General features: G+C 59.9%; 16 protein-coding genes. 8 read left to right on the forward strand and 8 right to left on the reverse strand.

The window, feature by feature from the left end; genetic code table 11:
- Window positions 1–90: 90 nt before the first annotated feature.
- Window positions 91–1,521, reverse strand: a complete 1,431-nt coding sequence (locus tag NF78_RS23440; protein WP_035992146.1) for an FAD-binding domain-containing protein — start codon at window positions 1,519–1,521, stop codon at window positions 91–93.
- A 138-nt stretch (window positions 1,522–1,659) separates the two neighbouring features.
- Here NF78_RS23440 and NF78_RS31495 point away from each other — a divergent pair, with 138 nt between their 5' ends.
- The 3 genes from NF78_RS31495 to NF78_RS23450 all read left to right on the forward strand — a co-directional run bounded on the left by NF78_RS31495 (window position 1,660) and on the right by NF78_RS23450 (window position 2,973).
- Window positions 1,660–1,824, forward strand: a complete 165-nt coding sequence (locus NF78_RS31495) for a hypothetical protein (protein ID WP_156119935.1) — start codon at window positions 1,660–1,662, stop codon at window positions 1,822–1,824.
- Between the two features lie 194 nt (window positions 1,825–2,018).
- A complete protein-coding gene (locus tag NF78_RS23445; RefSeq protein WP_035992147.1) occupies window positions 2,019–2,204 on the forward strand; it encodes a DUF4278 domain-containing protein in 186 nt (61 codons plus the stop codon).
- A 469-nt stretch (window positions 2,205–2,673) separates the two neighbouring features.
- The gene (locus NF78_RS23450) at window positions 2,674–2,973 is read left to right on the forward strand and encodes a ferredoxin (RefSeq protein WP_035992149.1); all 300 of its coding nucleotides are present in this window, start codon (window positions 2,674–2,676) and stop codon (window positions 2,971–2,973) included.
- Between the two features lie 159 nt (window positions 2,974–3,132).
- On the opposite strand, the gene NF78_RS23455 is transcribed toward NF78_RS23450, so the two are convergent.
- Complete coding sequence (locus tag NF78_RS23455) at window positions 3,133–3,642, reverse strand: inorganic diphosphatase (protein ID WP_035992150.1); 510 nt, start codon at window positions 3,640–3,642, stop codon at window positions 3,133–3,135.
- Between the two features lie 1,092 nt (window positions 3,643–4,734).
- The gene (locus tag NF78_RS23460; protein ID WP_225885405.1) at window positions 4,735–5,139 is read right to left on the reverse strand and encodes a helix-turn-helix domain-containing protein; all 405 of its coding nucleotides are present in this window, start codon (window positions 5,137–5,139) and stop codon (window positions 4,735–4,737) included.
- Window positions 5,140–5,288: 149 nt separating this feature from the next.
- On the opposite strand from NF78_RS23460, the gene NF78_RS23465 reads away from it, so the two are divergent.
- Entirely contained in the window at window positions 5,289–7,238 is a 1,950-nt protein-coding gene (locus tag NF78_RS23465; protein WP_035992155.1) for an FAD-dependent oxidoreductase, read from the forward strand.
- Between the two features lie 45 nt (window positions 7,239–7,283).
- Here NF78_RS23465 and NF78_RS23470 read toward each other — a convergent pair whose 3' ends face one another.
- Entirely contained in the window at window positions 7,284–7,766 is a 483-nt protein-coding gene (locus NF78_RS23470) for a hypothetical protein (RefSeq protein ID WP_035992157.1), read from the reverse strand.
- Window positions 7,767–7,897: 131 nt separating this feature from the next.
- Window positions 7,898–8,482, reverse strand: coding sequence for a hypothetical protein (locus NF78_RS23475; RefSeq protein WP_052050876.1), 585 nt, complete (start codon window positions 8,480–8,482; stop codon window positions 7,898–7,900).
- A gap of 456 nt (window positions 8,483–8,938) precedes the next feature.
- On the opposite strand from NF78_RS23475, the gene NF78_RS23480 reads away from it, so the two are divergent.
- Together NF78_RS23480 and NF78_RS23485 are read left to right on the forward strand one after the other, a co-directional pair.
- The gene (locus NF78_RS23480; RefSeq protein ID WP_035992158.1) at window positions 8,939–10,111 is read left to right on the forward strand and encodes a histidine kinase; all 1,173 of its coding nucleotides are present in this window, start codon (window positions 8,939–8,941) and stop codon (window positions 10,109–10,111) included.
- A 193-nt stretch (window positions 10,112–10,304) separates the two neighbouring features.
- On the forward strand, window positions 10,305–11,216 hold the full coding sequence (locus NF78_RS23485; RefSeq protein ID WP_035992159.1) for a hypothetical protein: 912 nt from the start codon (window positions 10,305–10,307) through the stop codon (window positions 11,214–11,216).
- Between the two features lie 125 nt (window positions 11,217–11,341).
- Here the strand turns inward: NF78_RS23485 and NF78_RS23490 are convergent, their stop codons facing one another.
- Complete coding sequence (locus NF78_RS23490) at window positions 11,342–11,530, reverse strand: hypothetical protein (protein ID WP_035992166.1); 189 nt, start codon at window positions 11,528–11,530, stop codon at window positions 11,342–11,344.
- A 328-nt stretch (window positions 11,531–11,858) separates the two neighbouring features.
- Between NF78_RS23490 and NF78_RS23495 the strand changes: the two genes are divergently transcribed.
- Window positions 11,859–12,449 carry an SRPBCC family protein gene (locus NF78_RS23495; RefSeq protein ID WP_035992169.1) on the forward strand — a complete coding sequence of 197 codons (591 nt, stop codon included), beginning with the start codon at window positions 11,859–11,861 and terminating at the stop codon, window positions 12,447–12,449.
- Window positions 12,450–12,467: 18 nt separating this feature from the next.
- Here NF78_RS23495 and NF78_RS23500 read toward each other — a convergent pair whose 3' ends face one another.
- Window positions 12,468–12,659 (reverse strand): hypothetical protein, encoded by a 192-nt coding sequence (locus tag NF78_RS23500; protein ID WP_035993818.1) that lies wholly within the window; start codon window positions 12,657–12,659, stop codon window positions 12,468–12,470.
- Between the two features lie 165 nt (window positions 12,660–12,824).
- On the opposite strand from NF78_RS23500, the gene NF78_RS23505 reads away from it, so the two are divergent.
- Entirely contained in the window at window positions 12,825–13,490 is a 666-nt protein-coding gene (locus NF78_RS23505; protein WP_035992172.1) for a class I SAM-dependent methyltransferase, read from the forward strand.
- A gap of 30 nt (window positions 13,491–13,520) precedes the next feature.
- On the opposite strand, the gene mnmE is transcribed toward NF78_RS23505, so the two are convergent.
- A complete protein-coding gene (gene mnmE, locus NF78_RS23510; RefSeq protein ID WP_052050877.1) occupies window positions 13,521–14,969 on the reverse strand; it encodes a tRNA uridine-5-carboxymethylaminomethyl(34) synthesis GTPase MnmE in 1,449 nt (482 codons plus the stop codon).
- Between the last annotated feature and the right edge of the window lie 254 nt (window positions 14,970–15,223).

The following is a 15,223-nucleotide window of genomic DNA, read 5'->3' on the forward strand; positions in this document are numbered from 1 at the left end:
ATTGACTCGATCTGAGTTTTGCCTTTGTTCTATCTTAGCCAGGGTAGAGAGTTTAAAGTTTGGAGGCAAAAAGCCGGTTAAACCCTTTCCCTAGCCCTTCTGGGCTTTGTACTTATCCTTAAACAGGGCCTGCTGGGTTTTGTGGTCGACAATGGGGGCTGGGTAGTCGCCGCGATCGCCCGCCGCAATCTTCCCTGTCACGAGGGCTCCGGTATCTAATGACCTGAGTTCGGGCACCCACTGGCGAATGTATTCGGCCTCCGCGTCATACTTTTGGGCCTGGCTGGCGGGGTTAAAAATGCGCAGCGGTTTGGGGTCCATGCCGCTGGAGGCGCTCCACTGCCAGCCGCCGTTGTTGGCCGACAGATCGCCATCCACCAGGTGCTGCATGAAGTACTTCTCGCCCCACTGCCAGTTGACGATCAGGTCCTTGGTCAAAAAGCTGGCCACAATCATGCGGCAGCGGTTGTGCATCCAGCCAATCTCGTTGAGCTGACGCATGGCGGCATCGACGATGGGGTAGCCGGTGCGGCCCTCGCACCAGGCGGCAAAGTGGTCTTCGTTGTTGACCCAGGGAAAGTCTTTGAGGGGCGATCGGTAGGGACCATCGGCCAGCTCCGGGAAGAAATACATCACGTGCTGATAAAACTCTCGCCAGGCCAGTTCCTGCTGCCAGGTTTGCACGTTGTCGCGGGTTTCGTCGCTGCGGCAGCGACCGTAGGCGGCATCGGCGGCTGCCCACACGGTGCGAATGCCCACCGCCCCAAATTTGAGCGCCGCGCTGAGGCGTGAGGTGCCATCTACAAAGGGAAAGTCGCGCTGCTCATCGTAGGCGGCAATGGCGCGATCGTCATCGCAAAAGGCCTCCAGCCGCTCCAGTGCCCCCTGCTCCCCAGGCTCTACCGGAAACCCATTCTGCCAGCTAAAGCCCAGATTGGCGGCGTTGGGCAACTCGATGCAGCCAACCGCCGCCGCCGCTTTTTTTTGCCTGGCGTTCAGGGGTTGCAGCCCTTTGGGCTCCGGCAGTGGAGCCGCCTTAGCCCGCTTGATCCAGTTGCGCCAGAAGGGCGTGTAGACGGTGTAGGGATCCCCCGCCCCGGTGCGGACATCCCCCGGTGCGTGCAGCAGCTGATCCCAAAAAGTGGTGTGAAATTCAATACCGGCTTCCTTGAGCGCCTGGGCCACACAGGTATCCCGTTGGCGCGAGTAAGGCTCTACATCGCGGTTCCAGTAGATGGCATCGGCTTCCAGGGCCAGGGCCAGGGCCGGAACTTTTTGGCGTGGGTCGCCCTGGAGAATCAACAGCTGCCCGCCCGCCTCGGCATAGGCGGTCCGGAGCGCCTCCAGGCAGCCCACCATGTAGGCCACCCGGGCTGGGGCCACATCACCGTTTTGCAGAATGCCGGGATCTAGACAGAAGACGCCCACCACCTGAGGGGTGCGATCGCGCGCCGTCGTCAGACCCACATTATCGCCCAGGCGCAGATCGCGGCGGTGCCAGAACAACACTAAGTCGGCCATAGATGCAGCCCCAACAACCCCACACAAACGGCTCTAGTCAACGAATATTCAGTATAACGACATTGGCAATTGGGGTTGGGCAGCTTCTATCATGGGGCTGATTCTGTCCGCCAGTCGAGCTTATTGAGGAGAACAACCATGCTGCAAAACAAGCAAATCATCATGCGCACCTTCAACGGCTACCTGGACTTTTTAGCCGAAAGCCAGCCCTCAATCGCTCCCGAAACTGCCTGCCAGGTAGCCGCAATGCTGACCCAGGCCGAATTTAACCTTCAGCTCGCCGAAAACAGCCGCAAGGCCTAGGGACGTCATGCCCCTCTGTATTAAGCAACGTCAAAAATCGTTGCTGGAGCGATCGCCCCCCTTGAGAACCAAATTTTCACAAACTAAACTGTAAATATAGCTACAGTTTGCTCAGCAAGTTTGCCAATTTTCGTGCAACCAGGCTGAGGGTAGCGTCGCAGACGTATCGATACCCTTGACGTGGAGTTTGTGTTATGAAGCTGTCCTACCGTGGTGCCCAGTACGAAATGCAGCTGCCCCAGGTGCAAAGCGATAGTGTAGAAACCGTTGGCACCTATCGAGGGGCCCCGGCAACCTGGCGTCACCTGAACCGCCACAGGAGCCATCACCATGAGGTGGAAATGACTTACCGTGGCGTGAAATATAGCCAATCGGTCTAGGGCCTGTCATCCATTCTGGCCAATACCCCATTGTCATGGTCAATAGGGATGATTGATGACAGCCCCTGAGGCGATTCCTTTGCTATCTCCGCTGGGGGCGAGCTGACTGTCAGCCCGCCCTTTTTTGGGGCTGGAAAAAGTTGCCCCAGGAGGTCGCTCAGGCGAGAAAATACCTGGGCCGCCGCCTGAAGAGAGCGTTTGAGTCAAATTACTACGCAGCGACCATACCTGTGGCTACTACCTATCGTTTAGGATCCTGAAACCCATAAGCAAACCAATCCAATACCAATCGGTTTGATTACGAATCCCGTTCAGCCAAGCCGCAAAAAGGCAAGACAGGCTTCAGGTTTTCCCGTAGTATCAAGATTGTGTTAGATCTACTCACGGCAAGTCCTGGAAACCTTATCCCAAGGCTGTTCCGTGGGTTATAGATCGACGTAGAATCTGTATTTGACGAGAGGATAGCACCATGGCAACCTATAAGGTTACGCTGATCAACGAGGCTGAAGGGCTCAACCAAACCATCGACGTTGACGACGATACCTATATTCTTGACGCCGCCGAAGAACAGGGCCTCGACCTGCCCTACTCCTGCCGGGCTGGGGCTTGCTCCACCTGCGCCGGTAAAATCACCGCTGGTACTGTCGATCAATCCGATCAGTCCTTCCTGGATGACGATCAGATTGGTGCCGGGTACGTGTTGACCTGTGTTGCCTACCCCACCTCTGACTGCACCATCTTGACCCACCAGGAAGAAGAACTCTACTAAATCGTTGGCTGTTCCTGCTGCGGGCCACACCGTTCGTCGACACCCAGCGGGAATAGGTTTCTAACCTGAGTTTTTCCAGCAAAAAGGGCGATGCTTAAACCAAAAGCATCGCCCTTTTTTAGTGCTTTGAGTTGGCAGGTGACGCCGGGAGTCGCTGCGCTACTTAGCTGCAGCGACGCACTGTTCGACCAGGGCCGCTACTTTATCGACATTTTGCCAGCCCAGAATCTCAGTCACTTTCTTTTCCAGGTTTTTGTAGGAGCGGAAAAATTCGGCAATCTCGTCCAGGCGGTGGGGTGCGACATCATCCAGCGACTTGACGTGGGAGTAGCGGGGGTCCTCAGCGGGTACGCAGAGAATTTTCTCATCGCGATCGCCGCCGTCGATCATTTCCAGCATGCCGATGGGCCGAGCCGCAATCACGCATCCCGGAAAGGTAGGCTCATCCATCAGCACCATGCCATCAAGGGGATCGCCGTCGTCAGCCAGGGTGTTGGGCACAAAGCCATAGTCGTAGGGGTACTTTACCGACGAAAACAGCACCCGATCGAGAATAAATGCGTTTAGCTCTTTGTCGAATTCGTACTTATTTTTGCTGCCGCCAACAATTTCGACCAGCACATTCAGCAGTCCAGGCTCGGGCTGGGCTGGAATCCGGGATAGGTCCACAACGATACTCCAAGGAATAGTAAATTGACATTACAGAGTAGGCTACATGGCTGGAGCACTATTGCATACCAGGGCGTACCAAAGGGCACGGCGGCTTGGCTCCAGCAGGTGCCCTTCCGACATAGTATTCTACGGGGCAGCGACCCCTTTTCCGCAAGGTTTTGCCCGCTTAGGGCGCGTCATCAACTCTGGCAAACAAGTCTTCACTACCAGCGCCGCCACGCCCGGCCCCAAACCCAGGCAGAGGTTGTAACCCCTGACGCTTACACCTTCAGCGGTTAATGAAACACAGCCCCTGGCCTTTGGGCGGGGGCTGTGTTTTAAGGCACGACTCTAGACAGTCTCAGACCCTGGATAAATTCCTGGGCTCGCTCGTACCCTGGCTGGGGACCACAGCTGCGGATCGGAACTGTCTTAACGCCCTGCCGAAGTCGGAGCTGCAAAGGCAGGCGGCTGTTCTAGGTTGGCTGTAGCTGATGAAAAGTGGGCCACCATAAACAGCGGCAACGTCAGGGTTAGTACCGCAATTAATACGCCCAATACACTGGATGACGGACTGGGAGGTTCCCCCGGAGGGGTGTCAGGTTGACTGGCAGAATCCATACATTAATCACAGAAATCAGCAAGGGATAAACGCTTGAGGTTGGGGCATAGCCGCCAAAGCCCAAACAATCCCACATATCCAACCCTCGGGGCAGACCTCGGCTGAGGCCACCGCTATCGTGCGCTCATCATGGACGAGATTATCGACGACATCGAGGTGGAAAACGGTTCCATCAAAACCTTATGCAAGGTTATAGCAATCAATCCATGACATTGATCATCCCCAGGACTTAACTTGGGATAGTTTTAGCGTACAGGGTTTAAACCAATCCTAAATCTAGCATTCCCGACCGTGGGCAGAAATTACGGATATTACGCTGGGGTGAGGGGATGGGTGGGCGAGTGGATGGGTGGGCGAGTGGATGGGTGGGCGAGGGGATGGGTGGGCGAGTCGGTGAGTTGGTGAGGGGATGAGTTGGCGTACCTGATTATCACTCTCCACAATCACCCGCCTACCCACCTACCCGCCTACCCGCCTACCCACCCGCTTTACTTCCCTTGCCCCTCCAGCAGTGCGCGGATTGCCCGCAGTTCTTGCAGCATCTGCCGCATCAGCTCGTGGGTGAGGGTTTCGGCGGGGGGCTGAACCTGAATAGTGGGATGCAGACCCAGGACTTCTTCGGCAAATCGACGCACCTCCTGGGGCCTGAACTCCAGGGGCGCATCCTTGTCCCGGCGGATTTCGGGGTTGAGCTTGGTTTGGTCGTAGGGGGGGTTGAGAATGTCGGGATGGGTGTTGGCATAGCGGTACACCGAGGCCCGCGATCGATTGAGGAACTTTTGCACCTCATCTACCGACAGCAGCGGGGGGGGCTTGGCTGCCGCTGAGCTACCGGGCGTGGGGTAGGATGATGGGTCGGAGGAGGGATCAGCAAAGCTCGGGTCGGGGGTCATAGGGCCAGGTACAGCAAATCTGTGGCTACTTTATCAGGTTCGTCTGGACTCCAGCGAGGTCTGTAACAGAGCATGCCAAAGGACGATCGGGCTGGGAAAGGTGTGCTAAAACCGTGGCTATATAAATTTTGAGTAGGGCAGGAACTGGGGTGAAGGGCGATCACAAGCGGGCTAAGCGGCACATTCGGTGGCGAAATCTCTCGGGTTTAGCCGCGGTGATGTTTGGGGTAGGGGCCCTGGCCGGGTTGAGTGCGTCCCGCTGGTCGCCCAACCCGTCGCCAGGGGCTGGGGGCGAAATTGCGCCGGCCCTGCGGCTGAGCCAGGTTCCCCAGCCCCTGATGTTTAACGGTCGCCCTCAGCTCAGTCCCCTGCCCCAGTTTGAGGAGGTGTGGGAGTGCCAGGTGGCTGTGGTGGGTGGCTCCCTGGGAGGGGTCGCCGCCGCCGCCCACGCCATGGCCCTGGGTGCCACCACCTGCCTGATTGAAGTGGCCCCCTGGCTGGGGGGCCAGGTCAGCGCCCAGGGGGTGTCGGCCCTGGACGAGTCGCTGAGAATGCGCCAGGCCAACAACCTCTCCCCCAGCTGGCAGCGGTTTCGCCAGCTGATCAAACAGCAGGCGGCTGAGCTGCCTGTCTGGAGCCCCGGCGGCACCTCGCGACCGGTGACCGACATCAACAGCTGCTGGGTTGGGGCCCTGTGCTTTCCGCCCCAGGTCGGGGCCATTGCCTCCGAGCAGTTTCTGGCGTCGACCAACCCCAGTGCCCCCGCCAGCCGTTGGGCCACCATGACCGCCTTTAAAGGGGCCGAGTTCGACGCCACAGGGCGACGGATTACGGCGGTGTACGGGGTTCGTCGGGTGCCCAAAAACCCAAACCACAAACCCCTGGGACGGCTATCTGCGGAGCTGGCCGAATGGTATAGCTGGTCTCCCACGGCCGATTTCGATCGCGTCCCCGTCAAGCTCCAGCCTCCCGCCGGCGAGCGCATGATTGTGATCGATGCCACCGATACCGGCGAGCTGGTGGCCTGGGCTAAGGTGCCCTACCGCCTGGGCTCTGAGTCAAAGGCCACCACCGGCGAGCCCAATGGGGCGGCCTTTGACAATCCCGACTGTACCCAGGCCTTCACCTACCCCTTTGCGATTGGCGTCCACAATGACGGGGGCGACAGCCTGGCGGCGCTGTCGCGGCTGCAGCCCACCTACGCCCTCCACGAATATCACGGCATTTTCGACCTGGAGGGGTTCCCGTTCTTTGCGGGCAAGAGCGTATTTAACTACCGGCGCATCGTCAGTCAGACGCGCAACAACCCCTACACCAGCGCCCCCGCCCCCGGCGATATCTCGATGATTAACTGGAACCGGGGGAACGACTGGAACTGGGTAGACACCCCGCTGGTGCTTAACGCCGCCGCCCTGGAGGCCTCCGGGCAGCACCAGAACTGGTTGGGGGGGCTGTCTCAGTCAGCGCTAAAATTTGGCGAAGAGAATGCCCTGGTCTTTGCCCGCTGGATTCTCGAAACCCAGGCCAACCCAGACTATCCCCTCACTTACCTCTACGGGGACGACAGTCCTATGGGCACGCTGTCCGGGCTCAGCATGGTGCCCTACTTTCGCGAAGGGCGTCGCATTCTGGGCCGCCCGGCCTACGGCCAGGCGGAGTTCATGATTCGTGAAAATGACCTGCGCTACGACTTCCCCGGCCAGCGCAACTTTAGCGCTACCGCCGTGGGCCTGACCCACTACGCGATCGATATCCACGGCTGCCGCTACCGCAACTGGCAACCTTCAGGAGATGCTGTCAGCGCCCCCGCCCAGGAGCCCCGCGTCAGACCCGTACAAATTCCGCTAGAAAGCTTGATTCCCCAGGGGATCGATAACCTGCTGATCGGCGGGAAGGCCATGGCCACCACCCACATTGCCAATGCCTCGACCCGCATTCACTACGGCGAGTGGCAGGCCGGGGCGGCAGCGGGGGTGACCGCTGGTTGGCTGATATCGCCCAATACGCCGGTCAATGACCCGGCAGAGGTGATCCCGGGCGGGTCTATGGGCGTGCTGCAGGATGTGATTGGCCGCCAGGGCATCAGAATTGGCTGGTAGCGGCGGGATGCCACCGCTGCTGGGTAGGCCAGGAAAGCAGCGGGGCTAGCTCATCTCCGGCGAATTGAATAGCGCAAACACCTGTCGGCAGCAGCGACGTAGCCGCTCCCGGCAGGTGGGATCGGGGATGACGTCCCCTGAAAAGGCCCAGTCGTCGATCGTTGAAAGGCCCCAGCGTTTACCGCGATGGTCAAACCCCGCCAGGTCGAGGCCAATCACCCGGCGGGGGGCGGCGCAATCCTTGCGGGAATCGCCTCTGGACCCAGCACTCTGCCCATCCCCCGCCTCGGGATCGCTGTACAGCCGAATTTGCACCAGCAGACTGCGACACTGAAACAGCCGACTGACCCCTGGAAAGTGAAACCCAAGGTCGATGGAATCGGGATCGACCAGATCGCGGGTATCAGGATCGTTGGCCCAGGGCTTGAGATCGGCCCGGAGGTCGGGCAACTCTGCCTTGAAAAGGCCCACCACGGCGGCTATTTTGCTGGCAAATTCGATGCTGTTAGCCTGTTCTGCTGCGTTCACGCGACCTGCAACGATAGTAAAGGAGCTATAAGCATAGACTAGCGCTCCTGGCTGAACCGTCAACTGGATAACCCATGGCCCAGAACATTGGTCCAATCCATGGACCTAAGCCATGGGCATCAGGGGTTGCCCTACCGCTGAGGAGGCAGCACGGCGCGGCAGGTGTCGAGCATGCGGTGGTCGTTGTCGCTGATGGTGTCGATCGCAAAGTAGCCGTTGAGCCCAAAGGGAGCCAGATTTCCGGTGGCGTCACTGCTGGCCACCGCCGACTCCTCAGCCAGCGCCAGGCTGTAGGGATAGGCTTCCTGGTCGTAGCTGTTGACGATGGTCATGGCCAGATCGCTGCCCTCCACCTGACCGTAGAAACAGTCGAAGGAAGAGCTGGGGTAGTACAGGGCACCATACACGCGATCGCCTGTGCGCTCCAGCACCACGTAGCCCTGACCAATTTGATCGGGCTGGGCCACCTGACCAAAGAGGTGTCGGCCTGAGGCGGGCATCGCCGCCGTTTGAGCCACCTGGGCGATCTGCCCCTGGACGACCTCGGACTCAACGCCCATCTCGGCCTGAACCGCAGCGGCAGTGCCCAGGGTCGCGATCGCGGCGGTACCCATCAACAGGTAAGACAGGGGATGGCGACTCGAGTTCCAACCCTGGCTTAAAAAAGGTTTTACCAGGGAGGAAAATAATTTGGATTGCAGCAGTTTGATATCCATTTCCTCATCCCCTTTATCTAATTTTTGGCACTGATTGGCCCTAACCCAACCCGTACAGAAATCACGGCTTGATATTCTCTCAGCGCTCCCAGAACCCATGGCTCTGGACGGTTCAGAGCCTCTGCCCTAGTCTCAATGTAGTAGACCCCGGTAACTCCGCAGATCGCTTTAACGTGAACCGTAACAACTCTTTGTTAGCAGTTAGATTTGAGCTGCGCTTGACCCCGAAAAGCCTAATTTTGCGTTTGCACCCAGGGGCGATCGCGCACAATTACGCAGCCATGCCAATAAGTACAGTTTTAGGCCAATGACCAGAAAGCACATCCTCCCATAGGCCAGATTGGCAACTGGCTAGCGATCGGCCTGTTCCCAGGGCAATGCCCAGATTGGGCTGTAGAGAGCCAGGGACTCGGGGTAAAATTAAGAAACTGGTTTTCAGACTTTTAGGAGACAGTAATGGAGGGTTCCTCCACTTCCTTTGACGATGTCCGAGTGCCCCTCAAGCTGCTGCTATTCATTGACAAGCGGCCCAGTCTGGCCCGGCAGATGCGCCAGATCAAGCAGTATCTGAAAACCCTGGAGGCTCATTTTGAATTCAACCTCGATGTCGTTGACATCGGCGAACAGCCCTACTTGGCCGAGCACTACAAGCTGGTAGCCAGTCCGGCCCTGATTAAAATTGCTCCTGCGCCGCAGCAGATGCTGACCGGCAGCGACATTGTCAATCAGCTGGAGCGATGGTGGCCCAAATGGCAGCAGGAACACCTCGACGCCATTAATCAGGCGGCGTTCACCTCCGACCCCCTCAACGACCCCCTGGCCGAGGAGGATAATTCCCTCAACCATTCTGCCGAGCTAATGAAGCTCTCAGACGAAATCTTTCGCCTCAACCAGACAAGGGAAGAACTGGAGGCTCAGCTGCGCTTCAAGGACCGCATCATCTCGATGATGGCCCACGACCTGCGCAACCCGCTCACCGCTGCCTCAATTGCGATCGAAACCCTGGAACTGGGCTACGCCCCTGACCAGACCCGCGCCCTCACCCTTAAACCCGAGCTGACCGGCCAGCTGCTCAAGCACGCAAAGACCCAGATTCGCGCCATCAACCGCATGATCACCGATATCCTCAAGGCGGCCCGCGGTGCTTCTATGGAGCTGCAGCTGGTGCCCCAGGAGCTTGACCTGTCTCACCTGTGCTTGGAGGTGGTCGATGCGTTTCAAAATCGACTGCGCGAAAAGGACCAGGTGCTGACCACTGAAATTCCCCAGGACCTGCCCTCGGTCTACGCCGATGGCACCCAGGTCAAGCGGGTGATCACTAACCTGCTCGATAATGCCATCAAGTACACTCCCCCCTCGGGCCAAGTCTCAATTGTGGCCCTGCACCGCACCACCCAAAAGGTACAGGTTTCAGTGGCCGACACTGGCCCCGGTATTCCCTCCGAAAACCGCGATCGCATCTTTGAAGAAAGTTACCGTCTCCAGCGGGATGTGACCCAGGAGGGCTACGGGTTGGGGCTGGCCCTTTGCCAGCGGATTGTGCGCGCCCACTACGGTCAAATTTGGGTGGATTCCGCTCCGGGCGAGGGCAGCTCCTTTTATTTCACCCTGCCCGTCTACCGCGCCTAGGGCGTGTCATCAATTGTGGCCAAAAGCCCGGTATATGGAGCCTTGCCACGCCCAACCCAAAAGCCCGGCTAGGGGCTGTAACCCTGGTTTTTTTGAGCGTTTAGCCGCTAATGATGACAGCCCCTAGCCCAGATCTCAATCTCAACCCAGGCTTTTGAGGCCAAAGGCCAAAGCCTGTGGCAAGATAGGGGCCATGATCAAGCGGTTTTTGCACTACCTCAATCCTGCGATGTGGGTCAGATCGTTGTCCATCTACGGCAACGGTCGTCTCTGGCGCGAGGTGTCGCTCCAGGCCGCTCGATCGCGCTGGGCGGAGGTGGCGGCGGCGATTGCCTTTCTGTGGTTGCTGGGGCTGCTAGGGCTGAGCTTTGTGCTGCTGCACCTGGAGCTACGCTACCCGTTGCCGCAGCCGATCCTGCCCCTGGCCCACGGGCTGCGCACCAGCCTGGCGATCGCCATGGTGGATCCCAACGCCGACGGACTAAAGGCCTGGATCCTGGGGCTGGTGGGCATGGGGGCCTGGGGTTGTCTGGTGGGCGGCAGCCAAAAGCTGCTTCAGCTAGTCGCCGTCGCCCCCAGTGGTGCCGTCCGGGTAGTGACCTGGCGCACGCGACTTCTGCCCTGGGGCCTGACGCTTCTGGGTCTGGCGCTGGCGGGCCTAGTCCTGAGCCTGATCGGGGGGACAGTCTCGTCTCAAACCGGCTGGACGGCTGGAATCTGGCGCTTGGGGCGCTGGGCGATCGCCCTTGCCAGCGTTGCTCTGGGCCTGGCGGTGATCTATCGCCTTGCCCCTCGGGCCTGGACCCCAGGGCTGTCCCTCTGGCCCGGCATCCGGCTGGTGCTGCTACTGGGGCTCATGGGTCTGGGGCTACAGCACTGGGGCCTGGCCTGGCTGAACCACCAAACGGTCGCTTACAGGTCGATTCTGGCCCTCGGCCTCCAGCTGGTAACACTCTACGGCCTGATTGTGCTGGTGCCGATGGGGTCACAGGTCAACCTCAGTGCCCTGCGCCACCGCAGACAGGACAGCCGCCCCTGGGGCAGTCCTCCCCTGACCACCCCTCCCCCATCTTTTGAGTCGTTCAAAATCAACCGCCGCCACTGAGAGACCCCGGCCATGGGGGTCACTTCCCCTGTCGCTCACCTTTCCTGAAAAACGTCCTGAAAAACGGGTCTACTGAAACCCTGGTCATCCGTCAGTCAGGTCGCAACCTGCCGGGTGCGGCAACGCTACCGAATTCGCTGCAGACTGCTGACGATGCCAAGGCCAAAGCAGACCAAAATCAGCAGCCAGATCACCACGCCCGGCAAAAAGGCCAGCACTGACAGCCCCCTCAGTATCCATAGGGCAGCCGTTACGCCCAGGGCGATTAAAAACAGCTTGGTGAGCGGTTGCAGCGGATAACGACGGCGGGCCATAACAGCAGTAACTCCGTTTGTAAAGCTTTTCCTGGGCTAGGGGTAAACCTTAGCAGCCTTTGGTAAAAGCGTCGTAATGATCCTACCGATTCTCGACTTCCCCAAGACAGTCTGGCTTTTAATAGGGACAACCGATGGTGCAGCGGTAGCACGGGCTCAGCGCATTAGCTTTTGCGTTGTAACTTTTACTAGGGTAGCGAGCTAGACCGCAAATGGGGCTCGAGGTGTTGTCCCATAGGGAACCCGACCTGAACCATCGGCTTCAGTAGATCGGCCGGCCCAGGCTCTGGCATTGAGATCAGGGCGCGTCTTTAAGAGGAGTAGAGCAGTGGTTGTCAGTGAAGCACAAGAAATCGGCGGGGTCGGTCCGGCAACGGACTGCTTAAATCAGTTTTCGGCTGGGGATCAGGTCGCCCTGCTGCGAGGCGATGTCCTGCTTCAGTCGCAGACCCAGCGGCGGGGCGGAGCGGTAACCGCCTACATATACGTGCCCCTGGCCCGCCCTCAGATCTGGTCCCAGGTGACCAACTACAGCCGCTGGACCCAGTACTTTCCAAACATTACCCACAGCGAAGTGCTGGAGACCGTAAAAACTGCCACCCAGCGGTACCGCCGTCTCTACCAGGTGGGGCGCAAGGGGTTTATGCTGCTGACCGCCCAGGTTGAGATTTACCTCAACGTGGTTGAAACTGCCTGCGAAGCGATTCAGTTTCGCCTGGAGCAGGGCACCTTCTCCCATTTCGCAGCCGATCTGCATCTGCAAGACTTCAACCAGGGCACCCTGCTGAGCTACTCCGTCCAGGCGGCTCCAACCATCCCGGTGCCTGCTTTTCTAATTGAGCAGGCGATCAAGACCGACCTCCCCGGCAACATGAAGCAGATGCGGCAAATTTTGTGTGCGCGCTACGGAAAGGCTTGACCAACGGGGGAAAAGCCCCTAGCTGTAGCGCTCTACAAACGCCCGCCCAGCGGACATGGCGGCACTGCTAGTCGTGTAGAAGGTGCCGTCGCTGAGCACGTCTAAATCGGGGTTGACGATCCAGCACTGGTAGCCCCGGTCTTTGCTGTGGCTGACGCCAATGATCCAACCGGTCATGGCCGAAATTTGCACTACCGAATCTGTGTCCATGGCCATGTTCTCCCCTGGGCCCAAGACCTGGCCTCACCCCGCCCCCAGGCTAGCCGGTCAGAGTGAATGCCTGCGGTGCTATGGTAGGGCAGATTCAGTTTAGCGTTGGCAAAGCCGCTAACTTTCTTCCCATTTGCCTCAGCCCCTTAACCTACTTCTGTGGCGATGAGCAACCAGACCCTCAACCTCGACGATCGCCTCTACCGCTACCTGGTCAGTCACTCGGTGCACGAGCCCGAAGTGCTGGCTGCCCTGCGCCAGGAGACTGCCCAGCACCCCATGGCCCAAATGCAGATCGCCCCAGAACAGGGGCAGTTTATGGCCCTACTGGTGCAGCTGCTGGGGGTGACCAAGGCGCTGGAGGTGGGGGTGTTTACCGGCTACAGCGCGCTGCGGGTGGCGCTGGCGATGCCGCCGGAGGGCAGGCTGGTGGCCTGCGATGTCAGCGAGGAGTACACGGCGATCGCCCGTCGCTACTGGCAGCAGGCGGGAGTGGCCGACAAAATTGACCTGCGGCTTGCCCCCGCCGCCGACACCCTGACTCAGCTGATCGAGGCTGGCGAGGCCAACAGTTTTGACTTTGCCTTCATTGACGCCGACAAGAGCGGCTACCCCACCTACTACGAACTGGCGCTACGGCTGGTGCGCCCCGGCGGCCTGATCGCCGTAGACAATGTGCTGTGGTCGGGCCGGGTGGCTGACCCTGAGGTGAGCGACAGTCGCACCGCCGTCCTGCGCCGCTTCAACGAGGCCCTTTACAGTGACGATCGCGTGGTCACCAGCCTGGTGCCCATTGCCGATGGCCTGACCCTGGCGATGAAGCGGGGCTAGAGACTGTCATCAATGAGTTGCTACCCCCCCCTACTTGCCGATGCAGAAGCGGCTGAAGATTTCGTCGAGCATGGATTCGGTGATCTCGTCGCCGGTAATGCTGCCCAAAGCCGCGATCGCCGTCCGCAGGTCGATCGTCCAAAAGTCGAGGGGCAGCTGGTTGGCAATGGTCTGCTGCACCTGGTCCAGGGCGGTACGGGCCTGGACCAGCGCGGCGGCCTGGCGCTGGTTGACCGTAAATTCCAGGTTGCCGGGGCTGAGGCGATCGGCGTGGATGGCCTGTAAAATAGCCTCCTCCAGGGCCTCAATGCCCCGCTGCTGGGCGGCGGCGGTGGGCACAACGGGCAAGCCTGGCGGCAGTCCCAGGGGCTTTAGCCCCTCCCCCGACACCAGATCGACCTTGTTGAGCACCAAAATCACCGGTCGATAGCCCCGCGGAGTCGGTCCCTGTCCCTCGCACACCGACTCGTAGAGCCGGGCATCGGCGCGGGTCCAGCCAGCGGCCGCATCGACGGTGAAGAGGACCAGGTCTGCCCCCTGGGCCGCCTGGCGCGATCGCGCGATGCCCAGCTGCTCCACCGGGTCGCTGGCCTCGCGAATGCCCGCCGTGTCCAGCACCTGAATGGGAATGCCGCCCACCACCAGCTGCGACTCCACCACGTCGCGGGTGGTGCCGGGCAGGTCGGTGACAATGGCGCGATCGCAGCGGCTCCAGGCGTTGAGTAGGCTCGACTTGCCCACGTTGGGGCGACCCACAATGGCCACCTTCAGCCCGGTGCGCAGCAGTTCCCCCGACTCGGCGGTGGCCAGAATGCGATCGACTTCGCCCAGCGCCTGGTCAACCTGCTGGCGCACCAGGGCCTCCTCCAGGGGCGGCAGATCATCTTCAAAGTCAATCCGGGCTTCGACCTCGGCCAGGATGTCTAAACAGCGCGATCGCAGCTGGCGAATCGGCTGAGTAAGTTTCCCCTGCACCCCCGCCAGAGCCGTTTTCGCCGCCAGGGTCGACTGGGCCGCCACCAGGTCGGCCACCCCCTCCGCCTGGGTCAAATCCAGCCGTCCGTTCAGAAAGGCCCGCAGGGTAAACTCTCCGGCTGCGGCCAGCCGCGCCCCCTGCCCCAGGCAGAGCTGCAGCACCTGCTGTACCGCCATCAGCCCGCCGTGGCAGTGGAATTCCACCACGTCTTCGCGGGTGTAGGAGCGGGGAGCCAGCATCAGCAGCAGCAGCGCTTCGTCGACGGGCTGCCGGGTGGGTGGGTCAACCACCTGGCCGTAGAGAATTCGGTGGCTCTCCCAGGGCTGTTTCCCAGGTGCTCGAAACAGGGTGCGGGCGATCGCCACGGCTGTGGCCCCCGATAGCCGCACAATACCCACGCTGCCCTGCTGAGGAGAGATGGCGGTGGCGATCGCCGCGATCGTCTCGCCCTGAGTGACTGAGGGTAACGCCACCACTGGAGCGGCGGCATTGCTGCCATCCATACCGTCTATCCCAAACGAGTGAAGTGATGCTGAAGCTTCCAAATTAAGCCTGATAAACCGCCAGTCTGGTGGGTAGAATAGAAAAAAATCTTTACCTGTCTCTAAGCTTTCAGGGCTGAGTTATGGGGCTGAGCAACTGGGGACACCCCCAGAGCCTTGAGGCCAGAGCCCCAGGATAGTTTACCAAGCCGCCGTTACCGGCGGTCTGCCCTAAACACCAAGCTTCGCCTGTTCTCATTTTCCCTGGTTGCCTG

The organism is Leptolyngbya sp. KIOST-1 (assembly GCF_000763385.1).
Classification (GTDB): domain Bacteria; phylum Cyanobacteriota; class Cyanobacteriia; order Phormidesmidales; family Phormidesmidaceae; genus Nodosilinea.

Coding starts and splice junctions, on each gene's coding strand:
- NF78_RS23440 (WP_035992146.1), bottom strand. CDS start 1,521: ATGGCCGACTTAGTGTTGTTCTGGCACCGCCGCGATCTGCGCCTGGGC.
- NF78_RS31495 (WP_156119935.1), top strand. CDS start 1,660: ATGCTGCAAAACAAGCAAATCATCATGCGCACCTTCAACGGCTACCTG.
- NF78_RS23445 (WP_035992147.1), top strand. CDS start 2,019: ATGAAGCTGTCCTACCGTGGTGCCCAGTACGAAATGCAGCTGCCCCAG.
- NF78_RS23450 (WP_035992149.1), top strand. CDS start 2,674: ATGGCAACCTATAAGGTTACGCTGATCAACGAGGCTGAAGGGCTCAAC.
- NF78_RS23460 (WP_225885405.1), bottom strand. CDS start 5,139: ATGACCCCCGACCCGAGCTTTGCTGATCCCTCCTCCGACCCATCATCC.
- NF78_RS23475 (WP_052050876.1), bottom strand. CDS start 8,482: ATGGATATCAAACTGCTGCAATCCAAATTATTTTCCTCCCTGGTAAAA.
- NF78_RS23480 (WP_035992158.1), top strand. CDS start 8,939: ATGGAGGGTTCCTCCACTTCCTTTGACGATGTCCGAGTGCCCCTCAAG.
- NF78_RS23485 (WP_035992159.1), top strand. CDS start 10,305: ATGATCAAGCGGTTTTTGCACTACCTCAATCCTGCGATGTGGGTCAGA.
- NF78_RS23490 (WP_035992166.1), bottom strand. CDS start 11,530: ATGGCCCGCCGTCGTTATCCGCTGCAACCGCTCACCAAGCTGTTTTTA.
- NF78_RS23500 (WP_035993818.1), bottom strand. CDS start 12,659: ATGGACACAGATTCGGTAGTGCAAATTTCGGCCATGACCGGTTGGATC.
- NF78_RS23505 (WP_035992172.1), top strand. CDS start 12,825: ATGAGCAACCAGACCCTCAACCTCGACGATCGCCTCTACCGCTACCTG.
- mnmE (WP_052050877.1), bottom strand. CDS start 14,969: ATGGATGGCAGCAATGCCGCCGCTCCAGTGGTGGCGTTACCCTCAGTC.